Raw genomic sequence first — 22541 nt, forward strand, 5'->3', positions numbered from 1 at the left:
GGAGCAAATGATAGTCACGACAGGCGAGTATACGTCACCAGAGCTTAAGGAGCGGGCGCGGAAGATGGCCAAGCTGTTCGGATGGTTCTATGCTGAACGGCGCGATCAGACCTTGCCTCGCATGCAGCGTAGATATGGCGACGATGAATTTCTCGTCTACCTGAACGATTGTGTCCGCTATTTGAAGTTAGGGGTCACAGAGCTGACTTATCATCCGAGTATGGCCTATGTGCGGGCGAAGCGGATTTTGTCCGGAGATGCGGACGGGATGATTACAGCGAGTGGTGTTACACCTGGCGATGAGGTGTTAGACTGTACGGCAGGCCTAGCAGGCGATTCTCTGGTGTTTGCCGTCGCGGTAGGCCCTAATGGGAAGGTTACAGCGCTGGAGAGTGAGCCGTCACTGTTTGCACTTGTGCACGAAGGGCTGCAGCTGTATGAGAGTGGTGTGGACGAGGTTACGGGAGCGATGCGCCGTATTGTGATGAAGCAGGCTGAACATCTAAGCATGCTCAGTTCACTGCCAAGCCGTTCCGTCGATGTAGTATACTTTGATCCAATGTTCCGCTCTCCCGTTACAAGCTCAGCATCGATAGATCCGCTGCGTACGATGGCGAACCACAAAGCCTTGACGCATGAAGCGATTGCGGAAGCTTGCCGTGTAGCGCGCAAGAGAGTGGTCATGAAGGAAGTAAAGAACAGCGAAGAATTTGCCCGGCTAGGATTCACCCGTGTGTTACCGTCCGGAGCGAAATTGGCATATGGGGTGATTGACATTGCTGGAGGCAACGATGAGTAATAAACCGAGGCTGCTTGTGCTCATTGGTCCGACTGCGGTTGGAAAGACGAAGCTTAGTCTTGACTTGGCTAAGAAATTCCAATGTGAGATTATATCCGGTGACAGCATGCAGGTATATCGGCAAATGGATATTGGTACAGCTAAGCTGCCTGTAGAGCAGCGAGAGGGCATTCCACACCATTTAATGGATATATTAGATCCCGATGAGCCGTATTCGGTCGCTGATTTTCAACTTCAGTGCCGGACACTCATCGACGAGATCGCGAACCGCAATCATACCCCATTTATCGTCGGGGGAACTGGGCTCTATGTTGAATCAGTATGCTACGGGTATGAATTCAGTGAACACGGTGCAGATGAAGCTTTCCGTCAAGAAATGGTGGAATTTGCAGCTTCTCACGGTGCAGAAGCGCTTCTGGAGCGCTTGCGGGGAGTGGATCCGGAAACTGCTGACAAACTGCATGCCAATGATCAGCGCAGAGTAATTAGAGCCTTGGAAGTATATCATCTTACAGGCGAGCCATTTTCGAAGCAATTAGGCCGTCAGAAAAAGGAATCGCCGTTCGATCTGTGTATCATAGGTTTGACAATGGATAGGCAGATGCTATATAAACGAATAGAGGCAAGAGTTGATATGATGATGGAGGAGGGGCTGGTGGAAGAAGTGCGCCGGCTGCTCGAACAGGGCTACTCACGAAATCTCGTATCGATGCAAGGCCTTGGCTACAAGGAAATCGCAGCGTATATTGAAGGTGACATGTCACTCGATGCTGCCGTTGAACTGCTTAAGCGCGATACAAGAAGATTTGCGAAGCGCCAGCTCTCTTGGTTCCGGCACATGAAGGATATTCACTGGGTTGATGTCACAGAAACAGATTGTGCAGATCAACAATTTGAACAAATTTGTAAGCTCATAGCAGGAAAGTTTCGATAACAGGTTGAATATATTTCAACACAATCTCATGATTATTGGGGGTACGGACGATGAATAAATCTATTAACATTCAGGACACTTTTTTGAATCAATTGCGCAAGGAAAGCATTCCAGTGACCGTATATTTGACGAACGGATTCCAGATTCGTGGTGTCATTCGCGCATTCGATAACTTTACCATTGTCATCGATAGCGAGGGACGTCAACAAATGGTGTATAAACACGCCATTTCTACATTCACGCCACAACGTAACGTATCCCTGATGCAAGATCATCAGAACGAGGCGTAAATTAGATGGATTGGGGCAGATTGCCAATGAAACTTTTTGCCCCTCCATCACGTCTAATGGAATATAGTCGCTGCCGAACAACCCTGAAGGGTTGTTCTTTTCATTCGTAGTCATATTGGGTATAAGTATGAGGGATATGCTTCAATCGTATCTCAACAGGGTATGAAGAGAGAGACAATCAAAGGAATAAAGGGAGTCGGATTGCAGATGACGAGAGAAAAAGAATCAACTCAACGTACGCGCACACCGGCACATGGAAATCCTAAGCACAAAGCTAAGAAGAAAAAGAAATGGACTTGGAAAAAGACGTTTTGGCTTATGTTTTTCACGACGGCATTTGCCGTGTTCTGTGCCGTTGGCGGTTATTTGTTTGTATTATTGAACGGGGAGCGGCTGATGCGTGAATACAAGGATGCTGATATGTTCAAGCTGGCTGAGGTATCCACTGTATATGATGTGAATGGTATAGAGCTTGCTAAGCTTGGTAAAGGCATAGAACATCGAGAGATTGCTGAGCCGAGAGATATTCCGGAATTCGTTAGCAATGCCTTCATAGCGACGGAAGACAGACGCTTCAAGGAGCACTCCGGGGTCGATCTGTGGTCAATTGGGCGTGCGATGGTTAAGGACGTTGTGTCACGAAGCCTTGCAGAAGGTGGAAGTACCATTACACAGCAGCTTGCCAAAAATATGTTCCTGACGAGTGATAAGACGTTCTTCCGGAAGGCAACGGAAGTGTCGATTGCGCTTTCGTTGGAGAATCATTTTACGAAGGACGAAATAATTACGATGTACTTAAACCGGATCTTCTTCGGTAAAGGTGCGTATGGCCTTAAAGCTGCTGCTAAGGTGTATTTCAATAAGGATGACTTGAATGATCTGAAGCTATGGGAAGTTGCGACTTTGGCAGCTATCCCAAAAGCGCCATCCCGATATAATCCGCTGTCGAGTCCAGAGCGATCGAAGGAACGCCGGGCTGTTGTTCTTCAGCTGATGTATGAACAAGGCTATATTACGGCTGAAGAGGCGAAGAGTGCTGCAGCGGTGGAATATGATCCGAAAATGTCGGGGCACGCGGCTAAGTCGGAGGATAAGCAAAATGAAGCATACAACGCATTCATTGACTACATGGTAGAGGAAGCGACTGAGAAAACGGGTCTTACCGAGGATGAGCTGTATCGCGGAGGATATCACATTTATACGACGATGGATGCGAATGCTCAGCGCATTATGTACGATGCGTTCAACAATGACGATATGTTCGAGCAGAGCCCGGATGATACGAAAATGCAAGGCGCAATGGTTATTACAGATCATAGCAATGGCTCCATCATCGCGATGGTAGGTGGGCGGGATTATGCCCGCAAAGGATTGAATCGTGCTACCGTAAAGCGTCAGCCGGGATCGTCCTTCAAGCCAATCGTGTCCTATGCGCCAGCGCTGGAGACGGGCAAGTACTTCCCGTGGTCGAAATTGAGCAATGAGAAGCAGTGCTTCGGCAAATATTGTCCTACGAACCTTGGGGGCTACACGACATCAGTAGAGATGACAGAAGCGGTTAGACGTTCTATCAATATCCCTGCTGTATGGACATTGAATGAAATTGGAATGAAAAAAGGGTTTGAATTTGCGAAAAGCCTCGGCTTCCCTCTGACGAATGACGATTATAACTTGTCAATCGCATTGGGCGGGATGACGTACGGGGTTACTCCGATCAATATGTCAGAGGCTTATAATGCATTCGCTAACGGAGGGAATTATTATGATGCCTATGCGATTGCAAAGATTACAGACCGCAAAAACAATGACTATTATGTGTATCACGTGCCGAAAGGCAAAAAGGTTATGAGTGAGAAAACGGCTTACTATATGACTGAAATGATGCGCGAAGTCGTTACGAATGGTACGGGTAAAAATGCACAAATCAGTGGTCGTACTGTTGCAGGTAAAACGGGTACGACGCAGTATTCTGTGCCAGGCTACACTGGCAAGGGCGACCGTGATGCGTGGTTCGTCGGCTATACACCGGAATGGACAGCAGCTGTCTGGATGGGGTATGACAAGACTGACAAAAATCACCTTGTCCATGAGAGCAGCCGCAGAGCATCGAAAATGTTCAGCGAGGTTATGGGTAAGGCGCTGCAAAGCAAGAAGTCGGGTTCCTTCAAGAAGCCGGATAAAGTGGAACAAAAGCCGGAAGAACTGCGGGCGCCTAGCGGGTTGAGTGCATCGTACTCTGAGAATACAAAGAGTGTGGCACTGAGCTGGAACAGCGTATCTGGTGATAATATTTCTTACCATGTTTATCGGAAGTCTTCTAAGGACAACACATTCACACAGCTGCTCAAAGGCTTGAAGGGCAACAGCGCTGAAGATGTTGGTGTCTTCCCTGGAGAAACGTACACGTACTATGTTATAGCGGTAAATGCATCCGAAGAGTCAGGAAGATCGAATCAATCTTCCGTCACGATTAAGGAGGAGACACCGGAAACGCCAATCGATCCACCGGCAGTAGATCCACCGGCCGTAGATCCGCCGATAACGGAACAGCCTACGAACCCGGATGAGCCGACACCGCCAACTGTACCGGAAAATCCGGATTCGAATAATAATCAGCCGGAAACGGGCGATAACGGTACAGGCAATGGAGACAGTGGTTCTACAGGGACACCTAGTGGGGATAGTTTCTCGGGATCTACAGATACGTCTGGTTCTAATGCGACGAATGGAACTTCGGGGATGAATAGCTTCGGAACGAAAGGGTCGGATCGCATAATTAACTCTGGCGGTCAGAAGGATAAAGACAACAGCAGCAAAGATAAAGGCGCCAAAGAAGGCGAAGATGCTCCTGTAGAAATTCAATCTGTTACTGGGAAGATAATTAATCACAAGCAGAATAAGAATTCGAATAAGGCTGCTTAAAATAAAAAGGGAATATGCGCTAATAGGTGGATAATCAATCGTACAACGATTGGATACAAGCCAAAACAGCGTGAGAAATGTAGTAGGGTGCGCAATGAATTTGATTGCGCACCTTTTTTTTGCATTCCGCAATGGATTAATGGTGGAGTAAATAGAATGTCCGTTATATCAGCATAAACTTCTAATAACCTGTACAGAGATAGAATATATTGGAACAACCGGTGTGCTGTTACGTTATTGAAAGACGCGAGGTGACATCAATGAATGGTGATGGTCGTGTAATTACCGCTCAAGCACGTAAAATTAACGTTGTATTTAAAAGTTCAACTTCACCAGAATCGGCAGCGCCGATTGAAGAACTTCCTAAAACTGAATTTGCAAAACAATCTGAGGATTTCATTGAAATTTGCAAAGAGCTTGATGATATGATCGGACTTGAAAAAGTAAAGGAGTTGGTGTTTCAAATTTATGCCATGCTGCAAATAAAAAAGCATCGGGAAAAAGAAGGACTGCAAATTGATTCGCAAGTATATCACATGTTGTTCAAAGGAAACCCCGGAACGGGAAAGACGACAGTGGCACGCATTCTTGGAAAGTTGTTTCGTTCGATGGGACTATTGACCAAGGGGCACTTAGTGGAGGTAGAAAGAGCAGATTTGGTTGGGGAATACATCGGTCACACGGCACAACGTACCCGAGAGGTTATAAAAAAAGCGATGGGCGGGATATTATTCATTGATGAAGCATACAGCTTAGTTCGCGGAGGAGAAAAGGATTTTGGCAAGGAGTGCATAGATTGCCTGGTAAAAGCAATGGAAGATTACAAGAACGACTTTATTTTAATCTTAGCAGGGTATCCGAGGGAATTGGATGATTTATTGCAAGCCAACTCTGGATTGCCTTCGCGCTTTTCCATGCATATTGATTTCCCGGACTATACGATCGAGCAGTTGAACAAGATAGCGCATAAAATGGCTTTCGAAAAAGAGTACGTCATCATGCCGGAAGCCATGATAAAAATTCGCGAACTGATTGCCAATGAAAAACACATGAACTTTAACTTTAGTAATGCACGCTTCATTCGAAACTTGGTTGAGAAGGCGATTCGCAATCAAGCGGTAAGGCTTATGAAAAAACCTGGAAAACTAACGAAAGAATCGCTGCTGCATTTAACATTTGAGGATTTTATAGAGTCAAAAACCACTCCGGCTATTGAGGAGAAGTTTGCGGGGAGCTAACAGGAATGGAGTGGGATGCTGATCAATACGATACAGCATCCTGTCCTTTCGAATACAGAGCCCGTTTATTTCTTAGTAGTGATGGTTACCTCTTTGCCGGTCCAATTGACTGTCACGTCCATATATTTTGCAAGCGTGCGGACTGGAACGTACGTAGAGCCGTTAATCATGAGGGGATCAGACACTTTTTTATGATTTACATACACTTCTTTTCCTTGTATGCTGATGCTCCCTCCAAGCCGGTTGCAGTATTCTCGTAAAGGAATATAAGTAACGCCGGACAGCAGTAAGCCCTCTCCGAGTGCTTTTCCATTTACGAATACAGGTACCTTTTTATATTTTGGGGTAAGAGGTTGTTTATTTTCTTTCTGTTGAGCGTGAGTTGTACATGTAGCCAAGTAGTCTATCGGATTTATGTCTTTTCCGAATCCGAAGCTCGGGGAAGAGACGCTTCGTACTTCATAATGAAGGTGGGAGCCTGTAGAACGACCTGTGGTGCCCTGTCTGCCGACTTCTTGACCTTGGGCTACCTTATCCCCCACCTTAACCGTAACGCTGTCCAGATGGGCATAGCAGTGAAGATGACCAGATGCGTCCTTAACTGCTACGACATTGCCGAAGCCGCCAAATCCGGTTCCGGGTTGACCCATTTTGGCATGGAGAACCTCACCGGCCGTAAATGCGTAAATCGGAGCTTGATGTGACTTAACCAAATCAATGCCGGTATGCCAGGACTTCGAACCGGTAAAGGGGTCATTTCTCCAGCCATAAGGGCTTGTTACTTGAAATCCATAGTTATTCCAATCGATTTTTTCCATTTTCATTCTCCTTGCCGTTTTTCATATTTGCAGCTTCCTTGCTCTTGAGTATGGCGATGATTTGCTTAACCTGAGGGGGAAGAGGGAACCCGATTCGCCCATAATTTTCGGTGATGCTGATCAACTCATTGGAGATATAGAACCAGATGGCTCCAAACATTAGGAAATCCTTCTCCAGCACGATGTCCGCACGATGGGCGATCATGATTATCAGGAACATGAGCCCCTTTTTGGCAAGGCCCTTGAACCCCTTGCGGCTGCTTAGACCTGCTTGTACATCTACTCCTGCTTCCACAATTGATGCTATAAAACCGCTCACGAAGTCGGCGAGAACAAGCAATGACAGAAATTCAAGCGAAGCGTTCCATCCTCCGTAAAAGTAGCTCAACGAGCTTCCGACACCTCCTACGATCACGTTTACAAATTTTTCGTACACGGTTTTGGCCCCCATATCTTTTTAGTACCTAAATAAAGACGATAAAAAAGCCGTCCAAAGGGACGGCTCAAAAAAGTGCTATAGAATAAAATAATAGGCTCCACCTAATCCTGATACGGATATGCAGCAATAAAGGTCTGCCGCATCTCGCTGTCTTATGAAAGCAACAGCATCTAAATCTGTCTCGCCGCTGACGCGCGGATATAAATAACCATGTAAATCAGGGTTAGTTGTCCGTATCAATGATAGCGCGTCGCTCGTAACTTTTACCATGCAATGGCTGTTCAAATCGGATTTTTGTTTCACTAGCAGCGTCGAATCTATTTGTTCCACATGCTTCACGTACAACGTTGCATCCACTGAGTCGTGATGCTTGATGTCGATTCCAGCTGTTAAATCAGGGGTTGTTGCCTGTACTAAAGCTTCTTGATCTGCATAATAAGGAACTTCCATTCGAGAATAAAGGCTGCTCTCATCATATGCTTTAATTGTCATCGAAGCAGCTAGATCAGGAACCGTGGCAGCTAAACAGGATGGTGTATCAGAATCATGGAATCCTTGGACGATGATAGAGGCTTCCGCATCATTGCGTCCTCTGCGGTAGTCAGACACTTCTAAACCGGCCTGTATGTCAGGGACTGTTGCGGTTATTGAGGCTAATGATTCGGAACTGCTTGATTTCCTGACCGTTACATAACAATGCTTGCTTATATTCGGGTCAATCGTAATTGCTGCCTGTCTGTCAGGGGCGGTTACCGAAAGCAATGAAGCCATTTCCGAGGCTGTTTTTACTTTTATGATTAGGAACGTAGGCATATCAGAAAATTGTCTCTTTTTCACAACGACGTAAGATCCCAAATCAGGTGCCATTACCATAATGCTGCTATCCAGATCATCGAACATTGGATCTGCCGGTTGATGAACATACAATGTTGCTAGGGCATCATGATAGCCTCTGCTGCTGTGGACAGTCAGCCTTGCTGACCGATCCGCATGTCCGACACCATAAATAAATAAAGTGGAATCGATTGCGCTTCTGCCGACGCTGTAAACAAGATTAGGTATATATTTGATAAAAAGGACAGGAGGCTTCGCAGATTCTCTCGTATAGAATGACGAGGAGTGCTGATCCGTCGATCTCAAGATGAAACCGAAATTATCAAGAAGTCCGAATTGCCATTTTTCTAATAAGTGCAAAACATTGAATTCAATGTAACGCTCTTTTTTGTGAATGATATAATCACTTGAAAGTAATTCAACGGATCTAGGCTTATTGGCATACGTGATGCCCAGTTCTCTCCATGCAGAGTCTGGTTGATGCATTTCAATGGTTGTACCGTCAATCCATGAGCCCGAATAATAAATACGAAGAGTTGCAGCTTCGAATTGGAATAAATCGGGGGCAAAGTCTTTCAGCTTCCCGAAATAAATAAAGGCCTCGAATGATTCTCCCTTATCTTCGCCGACCATCATCCGCTGCGTATCGCCATAGTTAATCGTCTGTAAATCGATTCGGCTTCTGGTCGTTGCATCTTCCACTGGATGAATATATTTTTCTATCTTCGGCGTTTCCATTAATTCAAATGTGCCGTACATTTGATTATGGGGGGCTACTTCTATGCTCGCCGTCAGATATGAAATTGAAATTGCATCGATTGAAGAATGTAATTCTGAATTATTGCCATACTTTATCAAGAACGTCGAATGCAGATCGTCTTCTTTTTTTCTTCTAACTGTTATCCCCGCATGTAAATCGAGATTTGCCCTATGAACAATTCTACAAGTAGAAGCAGCATCAGATGTAGCGAAACCATAAAGGATGAAGGTTCCTTGCATTCTATTGGTATTATTTGTGTTATCATATGCTTGATGCAAGCTTATCACTTCCAAACTCATTGTATTGAGAGGTTATACCCGGTTAGCATGGGCGCGAATTTCGAAGATTCCGTTCGTGACGGGCTTTGCGCCTATTTTCGTAGAGATCCTTACATAAAATTCGATCGTGTCGTTGTTATTCAGGATTTGGCTATACAGAAGCTCTTCCGAAGCAATGAATGGGGTAGAGGCCCTTGAAAGTTCAATGCTAACTCCGTCAGGAAGCTTATCTTTTACTACATTGAGCTTCAGATTCGTGACGGGATGTCCTAGCTGATTTTTCATAATGACCTTCTTGTCCAACGTCGTTTGTCCCGCGATGATCACGTCAAAGTCTAAATACTGAAGAATTCCGCCAAATGTGTCCGAGTAGTAGAGACCAGATTCATCCATGAACATTAGTCCGGAATAGGTTCCGATAAATTTCGTTTCCCAGAATTGCGTCTGACCCCAATAGTCTTGAAACTCTACTTTAAGCAAATTCTCTTGATTGAAAATAAGGTCTTTCTCCGATATCGAAACATTAATGTCGATAGGTGAGGACGCTAATGATGTGAATTGTCCCGTAACAGGAAAATAAGGTTTGCCATTCAGTAAGATTCGATATTGAACTTTGCCTCCGTCAGGATCTTCAAGCTTGCCGATTAATTTATTTCCGGCAAATGTTAAATTGACGAAAGGCAATGTATTAAGTGCATGAAGAGATAGATCGCTCAACTTAAAATCATGGACAGAAGAAGGAATTGTTAGCTTGCTGCCTGCCAGCTTCATTTCTTCTTCACGATGAATACTATTATCTAAATAATAAGCAATTCTGATCTGATTCCCTTTGCCTGAGAAATGTTGTTCTCCCAATGAATCGATCGTGGAAAGGGACATTCCTTTTTCAGCGACCTCAGATAAGTCTGCAATGTCGATGCGCTTCCATTTTCTATTATGGTAGGCCTCCCAAGTAGTTCCTTTATTGAATGAAACAATAATGCGAACTTTACCTTCGTAGGCATCAGGTTGGAGCGAAAGTTTCTGTACGATTATAGCGGACAAGGAATTGTGAAGTTCGAAATCATCAGGGTGAACCACTAACTGCTCATCAGGCAGTGCGTTTATATGAATATTTAGGGGGAAATCCATGTAAGTTTTTTTGAAAGGCTTCATGGGTTGATTGTGGGGAACATATGTGATGATTTCACAATTGGAATGATTTGCACTGAGCTCTGCCCACGCTTCCTCGGGAATAACGGAAAGGTCGTACATCCCGTACTTCTTAAAATCATCCTCAGTAGGACTTAAGGTGGGAACATCCACCCACATTTCATCAAAATCCCCCGTAAACATTTTTAACTCATTGATATCTGTATATGCATTAAAACCGTTATTAGCAGTCCAGTTTATGCGATACATCTTGAATAATTTTGGATATTTTATTTCATATATTTTATCTTGTATGACAGATGTCCAAGTTTGGTTTTGTTGCGTATCAAGAACGAACCAGGAAATGCCATCATTTGAACCTTCGAATGTCCAATCTTTTGGCATTCTTTGCAGTGTATCTGCGGCAGTTGGACTTCTAAGAAGATACTCTCCAATTATGATAGGTTGCTCAAATTCGTATCCTAGATAACCGTTAGTAGCACTTCCGTTAGCTGAAGCATAGCCTTCTGAATCATCGTAACCATTAAATGCATTCCAAGGATCATAGCTAGCACTGTAACTATCCTTTGCAAAGGCTCTGCCTTTAGGGCTCGTGTTGGAAGTCATTACGGGAATTACGGTGGATCGAATTACTTTTCGAGGCCGATAAGTTTTATACGTTCCATTGCCTGATTTTATTAAATTTTGATTAGTTCTAAGCTGTGATTTGAATTCAAATTCCCATAAGTAACCGGCAGAAGAACTTCTTCCATCGAAGCCACGTAAGCGATAATAAGTATAGAAATCCATGTTTTTCGTAAAATAAACCACATTTGAACCATTGGGCGTACCGATTAGCTCGAATCCTTCGCTCAGGTCAATCCAATCTACACCGTTATTGCTCCCTTGAATTTTCCATTGTCCATATCGCTTTATTTCACTTGAACGAAGTCTCAATTCATCGATGTACACGTCTTTAGTAAAATGGAAAGTAATACTTTTTTCTTGTAAAGGAACTCTGTCTACAAAATAAATATTATTGCTATATTGTCCGTCAATTAATACTGATAAATCGGCAGCACTGGAACCGCTGTAATTTAAATCAGAAGTAACTGAAATTATGTTCCTGCGATCTCCTTGGCCACCGAAGTTGTCATAACTCGTTCTCATCCCATCATCTCCTATGCATTGCATTGCAAGAAATTAAACTTGACAGCTCTACTCGACATCAACGTTAATCAGCTTGCTCGATAAATCAATGGACGAGGAAAAGTACTCCCCATTATTGGTGGAGGCAACAAGATCCGGTTTTATTTCATCCTTCACGATTTCCTCCTTTTCTGTTGTCCACGTTACCAATTCAACATCTCCTTCGATTAGATCAAGTGGGGAGTAGTTGTGACTGATCGATAGCTTCGCTTCATTACTAGTAGGATCGTCGGTATAATACAGGACTTCGAAACTATCCCCAACCTCGTCATAAAGTGTGAATGCTTTAGAGGTTTCCAATGTAATCCGAGATTCTTTTTGATCCATATATTCGGTATATTCGATCACTTGCAATGTGCTATCATCGAACTCTTCAGCAAGTGTAAACGGATTAGTTTCAATACAGAATGCGGCCTCGGTTTTATGGAGATTTTCAGTGTAGTAGCAAATTTCTATATTTCCTTTTAAGGTTGTCCATGCGGCTTCGGGGATTACTAAGCTTTCATCCATACCATTCTGCAAGTAGTCTTGTTCCGTTGGCTCTGTCTGAGAAACTACTTTCCAATTATGAATGTCGCTTCGATAAGTGAGATAATTTCCCCCTGAATGAATCAGCAATTTTGAGTCATACTGTATCTCGAAAATTTGGAACAGATTGAGTCCCCATGTATTGTTTCCGTATTTGGATAGACATTTGATCCGAATTGCTTTTATGTTTCTAGGCGGGAATGTAAATGTTAGCGTGCATTTTTCATTTAACGAACTGCCGGCGTGCAGAACCTCCCATGAATCACTCAGGGTATCTAAGCCTTCGATTTCCCAGGACTGCATAATATCTAAGTCGGCACCGTAAACATGTCCCATCCATAAGCTGTACTTACCAACTATATACGGTTTAGGAAAGTGAATTGTAATATACTCAGGCAATTTGGGGGTTGTTCCGCTTCGAAAAGCTGTATTCGGATTATCGTCAAAAATACGTAGGAGGTGATTATTATTAGAAGAAGCCGTTGTAGTCATTAAAAATCCGTTTTGATCTACACTACTCATGACCGGAATTATACTTTTGTAATTCATGCCTACCTCCTTGTTTCTAGATATATGTTTATATTTATTTATAATATTATTTTTTTGATGCGATACTTTTTCAAATCAACTTCATGCTGAAATATAACCATATTACTATTCTTTGCTGAAATGAATGTGGAAGAATGAATCTCGCGAATATCCGCTTTAAAGTCGAAATCGGATATTTTTGACGTACCATATTGGCTAATCTTATCTTCTTTTAACTTATTAAGCTTTATTAGTACTGCATCATCATTAAGCATTTCCAAGTTATTGATTAGAACATAGTCACCACCGTTATTCGATTGGATGTTGATTCTATAAATTTTATATTCCTTTCGTTTGTCGAAGGGGATGGTGAAGGCTCGAATTTCATTTTTGCTCCAGTTCATTTGATCCTGTTGCCTGTCGAGAACCTCCCAAGTCATTTCGTCCATGCTTGCTTCAAACATCCAGTCTTTTGGCATTCGGTTCAAGTTGTTGTCACCGTTTATGGCTTGAATGGTGTATATCGCGACCATCGACGGATGTTGAAATTCATAGGATAGCCAGGCTGGGGACTTATTGCTCGTTTCCCAACATTCCAAATATTTATCCGATTCTGTCGTTTTGCTAAAGGCCTTCCAGGCATCATAGGATGAATTGTACACTGAGCTTGCTTTTGCTACACCTAGGGGTGTAGTGTTAGATGTCATCTCAGGAATCAGATTTTTTTGACTTTTTTTTAGCTTGATAAAGTTCTGGTTTTTAGCATGTAGAAGATATTTTTCATTAACCGTCATATTTATCCCTCCATTCACGCATTATTCTACCTTTATCGATGTAACCTTGTCTGTTAGTGTTAAGCGAAAGATTTTACCGGAACCAACACTTTGGGCATCATGAACGATCCGTTTTTTACCACTTAGCTCACTGTTGAAATCTACTACCATATTTTTAGTCAGTCCGAATTTACTATGAATATCATCTCTTTGAAATGGGATGCAGATAAGCCAATCGATATTTTCGCTCATTTTTAGCTCCGCGATCTCAAGAGTAGAATTCGAACCGCTATTTTTTGTGACGTTTAATCTATAGATTGAATAGTATTTCTCGTTGGGAATAACAAATTCTTTATATTTTTGACTTCCCCAGTCTATGTTCGATTGATCATCCAGTATGTCCCAAGTAGAGCCATCCAAGCTTGCTTCAAACGTCCATCTGATAGGAGATCTTCCTGAAGTGCCAGTAATCAATATCGAATATTTTTTTATTTTCTTAAGCTCGGTGAATCGATATTGGAGCCAACCGACAGCTTTATTGCTTGCCCAGCTTGTATTACTATTCCCATCAAATGCATGCCAAGGCTCTCTACTGCTATTGTACGCAGAACTGGCAGTCGCTTCGCCGCTTGGAGACGTTGGCGATTTCATATATGGAATTTCGGTTTCGTTTTGATATTGCAAGGAATAATATTTGCCTGGATCAGTAGAAATCAAGTAACGATAATCATGGACATATTCAAACATTTCGATTTGATCGATCGAAGTTGCTCCGGTATCCGAATTGTTGGCACGAATGTTTACGCGGTACATTTTGTAATAACGATTATTCGTAACCTCGAATGATTTTGTATCGTAAATCGTCCAAGGCTTAATATTTTCCCTAGAATCTAATACCGTAAAGTGTACTCCGTCATTTGAGCCTTCAAAAGTCCAGGAGGTTGGAGCTCGAAGTGGATAAGCATCGGATTTGATTGAATATTTTCTAATAATCTTTGCCGTGGGGAACTCGTACATGATCCAACTGTTTGTAGATGAATTAACGGTCCAACCGTTTACATCCTGGATTCGGTTAAATGCTTTCCAAGGATCGGCTCTGTTGATAAATGAGCTGGCACTTGCTTTTCCTATCGGTTGAATATCGCCCGTCATAGCAGGAATTGCATTCTCCGTCGATAAATAAGCCAATTTGTATCACCTCCATTTATGATTGTAGAATTAATTGATCAATTTTTTTAAACTTGCTTTTTTCTATTTTTTTTCGGAGAAGCGTCCCATCATGTTTCCACGCATCGTCTCTTGTAAATCGATAATTGTACAATTTCTTAAGACCGAATTCTCCATTCTCCGAGTTCACATATGCTAGTTTGAACTTATCCTTCTGAAAATCATCGACGATAAAATGTCTCGGGACAAGATCAGGCGTTACTTCTATTTTGATCATGATATATTTAGCTAGTGGACTCTTAATACTTCCATCGGCATTATTGATTTCTTCATAGTTTGACCAAGTTGTTCGATCATGTGAAGTTTTAGTCAAAATCTTATACTTGGCCTTTGTATTGAGATGTTTGACTAATGACTGGAAGCTGTGCACATTATCTTTCAATTCAATGACGGAAGACTCCCACCAGCCATAGTTTTGATAAATAATGTTATCGTTCTCATCCTTCGTTTGGATAGTTTGAAGTTTTAGTTGCCCACTGTCGAGATAGGTATGATGAAATGTTCCTTGGGCTATATCGATAGCGATTTCTACGTTATGCGTTGCCATTCAACTCCCACCTCCTTCAAATTTTCTTAACATGTAAGGCGTTAATTTCAAAAAATGTGCTGCAATCGACCTTAGTTCTATACAGCTTGCCGGTGCTTAATTGTTGAGAAGACATCGATATGTCATGCGTAGCTTCGCTTCTATTTAATACGTGCATGTTTGAAATTCCATCTTTTACAAAATTTTCTTTTGTTGGTATAGCTGTTGAAACTTGTTCCCATGAATCATCATAGTTCCCGGGTATTAGTTCAAATAATTCAAGCTCTACGATGGTCAAGGCAGACGCTCCATTATTGCTTGCAACATTTAATTTATACATGTTGAATGCTTGTCTGTTCGGACATAGGAATTCCCCTCCGTCCGTCATGCTGCTTCGTTCATCTAGAATCGACCAATTGATTCCGTCATTACTTCCTTCGAACGTCCAGTCTCGAGGATTCATTGTTGACGTTGTGGAGTAGGGGGTGATGTTGTATTTATATATGCACTTGGGTACAGCGAATTCGTACATAATCCACCCGGAAGTGGTTGGCGTTCTCCAATAATCACCTACATTAATGCCTTTGAGGCCATTGAATGCTCTAAATTCTTCAAAATTAGCTCCATCATTGGAGCTTGCGGATACCCTGCCGGTTGGTGAAGTGTTGGAAGTCATGATGGGAACTGCATTGGTTTGCTGCAAAATATCTCTGGAGCCCATAACTAATTTTTTGTATGCTCCGTCGTGGAAAATGATTGTTTTAGTGAGTACCGGTTCGTAAGAAAGTTGATTGTCCTTGTCGCTCACATATTCGAAGCCGCCTATGAAGAAGTGCTGCAATGGCTTGTAATCGTTGTGAAAGGTTTGATCATCGTAAGAAAGTTGTCTATCCAAATCGCTAACATATTCGAATCCAAATTTTTTCATCTTCTCGTCCCCTTTTTCCTTAAATATATTGGAGCCGAGCTGCGTATTCTTTAGTGGCATCGTGAATTGTTCTTATCGAATTAAATCCGAAACATCCATTCAAAGAAACCTGTACTGTTGAACCATGCGTTACAACATAGTGACCACTCGCGTTAGTAAATAAATAATCCGTAACGTATGAATTTTCATTTCCCTTTACATCCGATGCCAAGAAAGCAAAATCAAAATGTCCTTCAAGATTATGGAATTTTTTGATGTAACCAGTTACGGGGAGTTCACAGACTTTTATATATTGATCGGAAAATTTATTAGATTCGAAGTTCTTTTTAGCCACATATGCAATTCTGGAATTCATATTGATCCCATCCATATATTTCAAATAATTCCCGTAAAAATTTTCGATTCCACGATAGGACATAAAAATATCGTTACCGCCGCTTTTATTTCCGGAAACTATGCTTTTTCCTGTTGGTAAATATTTTGAATTTCCGTTAGCACCAACTGCTAATAGCCTTTGTGCATCAAATCCGCCATACTCCACTAAATACAGCATTTGAACTGCACTAGTCAGATAAAAATCTTGTTGCGAGAAGCAGTCGCCATTTTTTAAGGCTGCCTCTCTGTACTGGATTATTGTTTTTGAGTGGATAACATCCTTGTTTGGCAGGCTTCTAAGTCTCCCCGCAGCGTCAATCCAGCCTTCGAAGGCAGACATATATTGATAGTTTTCAATGACGCCGTCTTCTCGTTCGAATGCAGGGTGGAGCTTATAGCCTGATTCGGGTGTGCTCGAAATCTCGCATCGATACGTGTCATAGCCAATATGGTCTCCACGCATGACGCGATAATAAAATTTAGGGATTTGCACCATGCAGTTCCAGACATTGTTCTCATAGACTGTCCAATCTACGTCTGAACCGTCCTCCCATTTATTCGTATCATCTGGGTGATGTATGCCCATGACTTGTCCGTTCTGATCGAGAGCAACGCGTCTCATTTGCCCCCATACGCCCGCATCGAACTCATCGCGCGTAAATTTGCGATAGTGCACCTTTTCCATATGAATCACTCCTTAACATTATTTGATCGTCCAGTTCATCATGCCTGCATGCTTGGCTTTGAGCGGTGCTGCGATTTCATCTGCCACGCGACCGTTGCGTCGAATGACCAGCTTTCCATCAAGATCAATATCCGAGGTTATTTTAATTTGGAAAAAAGCTGCCTCTTCATAGGGAATCGATAGGATGCATTGATAGTCGATATTGGCGTTGTGAAGCTGCATTTTTTTCTTGTAGCCGACATTGAATTGCGTAATTGTGCTTGAGAATCGGCCGTCATGCGACCCTGCGTAAAACAGCTTGGCATCAGATACCGCATTTTTGTAGGTAATAATGTCGTTATACAAAAATGTTCGACCCGTGAGCGGATACTCTTGGTTAGAAGTAACGTAGGAGAGAGAGAGTCGATGTTCGTTAAGCGTAAAGACGCCATTGCCGACATCAAAATAAATTTGTGAGCCTTCACCGATCAATCCAAAACGTATTAGTTTATTTTTATTAATATGATAAAAACTGTTTGCTCTTTTATTATCGAAATTGTATTCGGATAAGTGAGTATTATCGTAGTATTCAGCGACCCAAATAAAGCTTTGCGCCACTGGTGAACGCTTGATTGCAGGATTATCGAATATCATGAGGAACCTCCCATTGTATTGTGAGAATAGGAAAAGACGGGGTATAAAAACCCCGCCTTAATTGGATATATGAAAATTAGATGTAGCGATAAGAGACACGCAATTTGAAATCTTGCCGCCCGCTTGTTGCATTCAGCGGAACGTCGGCTTGAACGGACACAGTGACATAGTTCCCTGCGGCATCCATCGGATCTCCATTATTGTTGACGCCGAGAATTTCTTGCTGAGCTGGGGTGAGGGGAACAGAGAGCGGGGTACCGGCGTGATCTTTTTTCGTGCTGCCCGTCGTCCCGATAGGTTTAGAAAAGTCTTTGCCGACTTTCGATGCATCATCGTCAATATCCGTTTCATTCAATGAATCAACTTGGACATGAAACCAATGCTCTTTGACAAGCTCAACGTCATAGCCACCCTTCATGTCGCGAGTGGTGAACGTGCAATCTTCCATTTTGGAGACATCTTTATCTCCGTTGCGATTGTTCCAAATATTGAATGTGCGAACCTTGCTTTTTGAATCCGCTTCAATGACGCCAAAATCGAACGGCTGTGTAATTTCTGCTGTGTGCGTAGAATCCATCCATGTAACTACAGGTACTGTCATTTGAATATTCCTCATTTCGTTTATTTTTATGAATATGTGTCTATCTGGAAAACTCTACATCGCCCCAAATATAATCCTTCGCTGTGCCCTTGAACTGCTCAATAACGTGTCGGTTAGCTTTATCTGTATGCTCAAAGACAAGCACGTTCTTCAGTTCCTCGATGCGGACGCCTCCCAGCAATGCCTTGATAGGTGCCTGTATGGCTTGCAGTCCGTAATTGATGGGATCTATCAAATCGGATGCAAAGTGTGCTTTGTCCGTTTCGTAGATTCCGTCAGGAATTGTAATCTCATATTCGACGCCGTCGACCGAGCATGAAAATGTATTATTGCTTGCATGAATGACAACTGCTTGAGCATCCAACGATTTTGATCCCCATACTTGCGAACCTCTATCCATTTTCTCATCACCTCCTTATTCCGAATTCAGATTTTCACGATCAAATTGATTGTGACATTTTGCAAATTGTTTCCTGCCTCTAGGATATCAATCCGAAATAGGTCTCCTGCTCGTACAATCTTGTTGCTAATTTTTGCGGAACGATCATCAGTATGCTGGAACGGTTTAAGGATCAGGTTATTGGAAAATACGGGGCTCCAGTTTACCCAGTCAATCGATTTCTCGATCGCAATTTCGGATATCGATTCTCCAGGAGAGCTGCAGATCGCTTCAGCGGCAATTAATTCACCATCGAATGGAAACTTTGCGGTAATGCTTTGGATGCCTTGTGAGACGAACGATGGGAGGCAGAACACAATAACGCGATCTTTCACTTCCATAGGGATTTGCTTTAGCTTTACATGCTCTGCAACAGACATGAGTCCATTAGTGTGCTCATTGACGACTTGAATGTTCTGGCCGAATATATCGATCAAAATCCAATCCTTGCCGTCAAAACGGTATCTTTTCCCGTCCTTATAGGTTTGAACTGTCCATCCGGCGTGTGGGTACGGATAAGTGTTCGTTAATTCTTTCAGATCGGCTACCGGCGGTTTGAATACTAACATCGTAGTTTTGTATGCCAGCAATGCCTTTTCGGTCGCTAACTTTGCATCGTCAGTCGCCTGCTTTGTATTGTCGGTCGCTATGTTGGCTTGCTTGGTCGCTGCTGCGGCTTCAGCCATCACTTTTTCCAATTTATCGATAGCGTTGTTATTCTCCTGAAGCCGCAACAACATTTCGTCAATAAGATCCTGTAATGTCGTAACTACATCCGGATGGCGCTCAACCATTGCATAAATGCGGGAAGCGGGGTAGAGTATGAGTCCTTTTCCTTTATATTTGCATAGAAAAGTTTTTCCTTCATGCGAGGGATGGAATTGCACGCTTCCGTTTGCGTAATTGACAAGGATCTCGTTTTGTTCCAAATGTCGTTTTTGCCTATATTTCTCCTGACTAACCTCTGTAAATCCATCAATGAGTACTTTATGCGTACTGGATGGTATCTCCAGCAACGTGATGATGTTATTGATTACTGGTAGAGAGTCCAGGTGATCTTTAAGCGGCTCTGCGGCGGTGCCTTCACGCCAAATGATGGTGACTGGATCATTTAGCTCTAGATGAGTGCCCAATTGGGCCATGGCTTTCAGCTCCTTTCTGTTCATGTTGTGAGGGCTAAATTATTGAAGTCTTCTAAACTGATATCTGAATTGGATATTGGCATTTCCGCTCACTTTGAATATATTTTGACCTTGCGGAAGTGACAGGTAATTGTCATTGAAGTCTTTATAACGGTACGTTGCAGCCAAAGAGGTGTCGATATGTTCGCGTTCATTGTTCACATAGACCGTTTCGTCATGAATCAAGTCTTTGAAGCTGAACTCTTCATTGCCGTTGGAGGTGTTGATCAGCTTAATTTCCCCATTGCCGACTTTGGTAATCCACAGTTCCGGTTTGCAATCCACGTCACCCCTGTTATCAAATAATATGATCGGCTCAAGTTGAAGGGAGAGTCCTTTAAATTCGGGCGATAATGTATAATCATGCGACTGTATGATGATTCTGTAACGGAACTTCATGGAATAAAGACTGGTATCGATATTAATGTCCGGGATTGCTGCTCCATTCAAGCAAATCTTCCAATCACTCCAAGAGTAGCCATCATCACGGGATAGGGAAGATTGAACAATTAGCTTGCATTTTTCGGGAGTAATGCTTTCCCAGCTTATTTTTGTGATTGCTCCGTCTCCGTATAGCGAAATATCGATGGGTTCCGAGGTATAAACACCTTGTAGATTCGTTAGAGAAAGCCAGTTTGTCATATTACAGCACCTCTAATCTATCTTGCCGAATGGTCTGAAGAGGGCGGATATTCCACTTTCTTTCCATTTTGCGATCCGATATCCCAGCCATACGGCATTCCCGTCATATATGCTCGTGCCGGTTGTCAGCGACCATGAAGGCTCAATCCCGCCGGATTCCCCTTCGGTAATGCATACATAAAATCGGCCGTTATCTATAGTAGGAAAGACGACATCGTTTTTGACATAGAGCTTAGAGCGTTCCCACGTCATCGCGCCGCGCGTATCCTGAACTTCTTTACCCGCTGAAGCGGGGAATACGGGCTCCATGACTCCGGAATTCCCTGATTGAATGCACTGGTAGACGTGGCCGTTATCGGTAGTTGGAATAATGTGATCGCCGTTCGTAAAGGATTGCAGCGGCTTCCAATGAGGAGCGGCTCTGCCCTCGCGCGTATTTACCCAACCGACGTATTCGCCGATGGCGGGCTTCGAATTCCAAATGATATGATTATGCCGCCATTTTTCAGATAGCGGAGAGGTATCGCGATAATCGTTTGAGACATTGTCCAGCACATTGAAATTGTCGCTTAAATCTTGCAGCGTTTGATGGATTTCGTCAGTGAATTCGGGTGTTTTAAGCCCTAATTTTTTTGTTGTCTTTGACATGATAAGCTCCTTTCGTTATGAGATATCCGACCATTTTGTTCCCGGCAAATAATCATTCCATTTCGGTATGGTGGAATCCAGTACTAGACTTCCGTTTGCCTGCACTTTCAAAGCTTTCTTGGTTCCTTTAGAAAAGTCTGTCATGGTTGAATCGATTAAGCTCTCGCGCCATTCATACACAGGTGATAAGTAAGTAGGCGAGTAAGCATAGGGAGAATCGCATCGAAACGTCAAATTCATATACCCCTGAGAGAGTGAATTGTGAACGAGAGTCGGCTCATCAACGACGATTGCATAGAATATGCGTTCAGGATCAGAGGAAAAGTAAAGCTCTTTATAGTAATCTTGCTCGGTTAACCATCTCGCTACCTCTCTTATTTTGTCAGTATCCCATGTATCCTCGAAGGCGAAGGAGACGCTGAATCGAAACGGACTCTTTTTCATTCCCTGAAAGTAGGGGCGAGTGCTGCCTTTGATCGATTCTTCCAATATTTCGCGCGAGCTGGCGAGCGGTTCTTCCAGCATCATGTTGTCACCGATGGTTACGTTGATAATGCCGAAATCGCTTGATTTCTTCCCTGCATAGGAGAAGTACATCGAATCTCGTATCATGATCGTTATCCCTCCTTTCGTTTAACCTCCAATATGGACAGACTGATTTCCTTCTTGGATGGTCGTTGAAGTGTTCAGATGTGTAGTTACTGTCGAGCCTTGGACAGCAATGAGCTTGCCGTTGGAATAGACATTGGAATTGTTCCCTGCCGCGATATATCCTCGACCGCTATCAGATGTTCCGGGGCGAATATTGACGTATCTGGTATGTGACGTATTGGATGGAACAGGTGGGGTAGCTGTCCAATCTTCATCAACGGGATCGCCAGCAGCGCATATCGGAACGCCATTCACACAAATAGAGGTCAAGGAAGCTCGTATATTTCCTTTAATTAACGCATCGGTACTTCCGGACCCATCTGAATACCATCTATCCCCGCGACGATCAGTACATTCTTTTGTAACGGGGTCTCGATCTGCACACCAATAATCCTCGTAACGTTCAATATCATACCTGACATGTCCTGACTTAATAGATTGTGCGGTTCGATGGCCATTCAGCGCGATTGCCGCCATATCGTCACCTCCTCAACATAAAAAAATCCCGCAAAAGCGAGATTCGT

At 43.1% G+C, this 22541-nt stretch carries 23 protein-coding genes; 5 read left to right on the plus strand and 18 right to left on the minus strand.

Translation table 11 applies throughout. The features are described 5' to 3' along the window. The first annotated feature begins 7 nt into the window (after nt 1-7). The 5 genes from M3661_RS07040 (at nt 8) to M3661_RS07060 (ending at nt 6183) form a co-directional block, all read left to right on the plus strand. A complete protein-coding gene (locus tag M3661_RS07040; protein WP_065293007.1) occupies nt 8-799 on the plus strand; it encodes a class I SAM-dependent methyltransferase in 792 nt (263 codons plus the stop codon). Then, nucleotides 792-1733: a tRNA (adenosine(37)-N6)-dimethylallyltransferase MiaA gene (miaA, locus tag M3661_RS07045; RefSeq protein WP_251483130.1), complete on the plus strand. Its 942-nt coding sequence runs from the start codon at nt 792-794 to the stop codon at nt 1731-1733. Before M3661_RS07040 ends, miaA begins: the two co-directional genes overlap by 8 nt. A gap of 50 nt (nt 1734-1783) precedes the next feature. Further along, a complete protein-coding gene (gene hfq / locus M3661_RS07050; protein ID WP_005549853.1) occupies nt 1784-2023 on the plus strand; it encodes an RNA chaperone Hfq in 240 nt (79 codons plus the stop codon). A gap of 207 nt (nt 2024-2230) precedes the next feature. Further along, complete coding sequence (locus M3661_RS07055; protein ID WP_251483132.1) at nt 2231-4945, plus strand: PBP1A family penicillin-binding protein; 2715 nt, start codon at nt 2231-2233, stop codon at nt 4943-4945. 260 nt (nt 4946-5205) lie between these two features. Then, nucleotides 5206-6183 (plus strand): AAA family ATPase, encoded by a 978-nt coding sequence (locus M3661_RS07060; RefSeq protein WP_251483134.1) that lies wholly within the window; start codon nt 5206-5208, stop codon nt 6181-6183. A gap of 65 nt (nt 6184-6248) precedes the next feature. Here M3661_RS07060 and M3661_RS30200 read toward each other — a convergent pair whose 3' ends face one another. The 18 genes from M3661_RS30200 to M3661_RS07150 all read right to left on the minus strand — a co-directional run bounded on the left by M3661_RS30200 (nt 6249) and on the right by M3661_RS07150 (nt 22494). Further along, nucleotides 6249-7001, minus strand: a complete 753-nt coding sequence (locus M3661_RS30200; RefSeq protein WP_285852854.1) for a peptidoglycan DD-metalloendopeptidase family protein — start codon at nt 6999-7001, stop codon at nt 6249-6251. Further along, nucleotides 6979-7437, minus strand: a complete 459-nt coding sequence (locus M3661_RS07070; RefSeq protein WP_251483136.1) for a phage holin family protein — start codon at nt 7435-7437, stop codon at nt 6979-6981. Before M3661_RS07070 ends, M3661_RS30200 begins: the two co-directional genes overlap by 23 nt. Nucleotides 7438-7515: 78 nt before the next feature. After that, entirely contained in the window at nt 7516-9033 is a 1518-nt protein-coding gene (locus M3661_RS07075; RefSeq protein WP_251483147.1) for a DNRLRE domain-containing protein, read from the minus strand. A 312-nt stretch (nt 9034-9345) separates the two neighbouring features. Beyond that, nucleotides 9346-11613, minus strand: coding sequence for a hypothetical protein (locus M3661_RS07080; protein WP_251483149.1), 2268 nt, complete (start codon nt 11611-11613; stop codon nt 9346-9348). A 48-nt stretch (nt 11614-11661) separates the two neighbouring features. Next, nucleotides 11662-12729: a discoidin domain-containing protein gene (locus M3661_RS07085; protein ID WP_251483151.1), complete on the minus strand. Its 1068-nt coding sequence runs from the start codon at nt 12727-12729 to the stop codon at nt 11662-11664. Between the two features lie 38 nt (nt 12730-12767). Beyond that, the gene (locus tag M3661_RS07090; protein WP_251483153.1) at nt 12768-13502 is read right to left on the minus strand and encodes a discoidin domain-containing protein; all 735 of its coding nucleotides are present in this window, start codon (nt 13500-13502) and stop codon (nt 12768-12770) included. A gap of 21 nt (nt 13503-13523) precedes the next feature. Further along, nucleotides 13524-14669, minus strand: coding sequence for a discoidin domain-containing protein (locus M3661_RS07095; RefSeq protein ID WP_251483155.1), 1146 nt, complete (start codon nt 14667-14669; stop codon nt 13524-13526). Between the two features lie 16 nt (nt 14670-14685). After that, nucleotides 14686-15255: a hypothetical protein gene (locus M3661_RS07100; RefSeq protein WP_251483157.1), complete on the minus strand. Its 570-nt coding sequence runs from the start codon at nt 15253-15255 to the stop codon at nt 14686-14688. Between the two features lie 16 nt (nt 15256-15271). Then, a complete protein-coding gene (locus tag M3661_RS07105) occupies nt 15272-16162 on the minus strand; it encodes a discoidin domain-containing protein (RefSeq protein WP_251483159.1) in 891 nt (296 codons plus the stop codon). A gap of 19 nt (nt 16163-16181) precedes the next feature. Next, the gene (locus tag M3661_RS07110) at nt 16182-17222 is read right to left on the minus strand and encodes a hypothetical protein (protein WP_251483161.1); all 1041 of its coding nucleotides are present in this window, start codon (nt 17220-17222) and stop codon (nt 16182-16184) included. 18 nt (nt 17223-17240) lie between these two features. Beyond that, a complete protein-coding gene (locus M3661_RS07115; RefSeq protein WP_251483163.1) occupies nt 17241-17855 on the minus strand; it encodes a hypothetical protein in 615 nt (204 codons plus the stop codon). A 76-nt stretch (nt 17856-17931) separates the two neighbouring features. Next, nucleotides 17932-18456, minus strand: a complete 525-nt coding sequence (locus tag M3661_RS07120) for a hypothetical protein (protein ID WP_251483165.1) — start codon at nt 18454-18456, stop codon at nt 17932-17934. Between the two features lie 40 nt (nt 18457-18496). After that, nucleotides 18497-18856, minus strand: coding sequence for a hypothetical protein (locus M3661_RS07125; RefSeq protein WP_138186370.1), 360 nt, complete (start codon nt 18854-18856; stop codon nt 18497-18499). Nucleotides 18857-18882: 26 nt separating this feature from the next. Next, complete coding sequence (locus M3661_RS07130; protein ID WP_251483167.1) at nt 18883-20037, minus strand: hypothetical protein; 1155 nt, start codon at nt 20035-20037, stop codon at nt 18883-18885. Between the two features lie 39 nt (nt 20038-20076). Beyond that, nucleotides 20077-20718 (minus strand): phage tail family protein, encoded by a 642-nt coding sequence (locus M3661_RS07135; protein WP_251483169.1) that lies wholly within the window; start codon nt 20716-20718, stop codon nt 20077-20079. Nucleotides 20719-20730: 12 nt separating this feature from the next. Further along, entirely contained in the window at nt 20731-21366 is a 636-nt protein-coding gene (locus M3661_RS07140) for a hypothetical protein (RefSeq protein WP_251483171.1), read from the minus strand. Between the two features lie 15 nt (nt 21367-21381). Continuing rightward, entirely contained in the window at nt 21382-21978 is a 597-nt protein-coding gene (locus tag M3661_RS07145) for a distal tail protein Dit (protein WP_251483173.1), read from the minus strand. A gap of 21 nt (nt 21979-21999) precedes the next feature. Further along, nucleotides 22000-22494 (minus strand): hypothetical protein, encoded by a 495-nt coding sequence (locus M3661_RS07150; RefSeq protein WP_251483175.1) that lies wholly within the window; start codon nt 22492-22494, stop codon nt 22000-22002. Between the last annotated feature and the right edge of the window lie 47 nt (nt 22495-22541).

This window comes from Paenibacillus sp. MER 180 (assembly GCF_023713665.1).
GTDB classification, from domain to species: Bacteria; Bacillota; Bacilli; order Paenibacillales; family Paenibacillaceae; genus Paenibacillus_B; species Paenibacillus_B suaedae.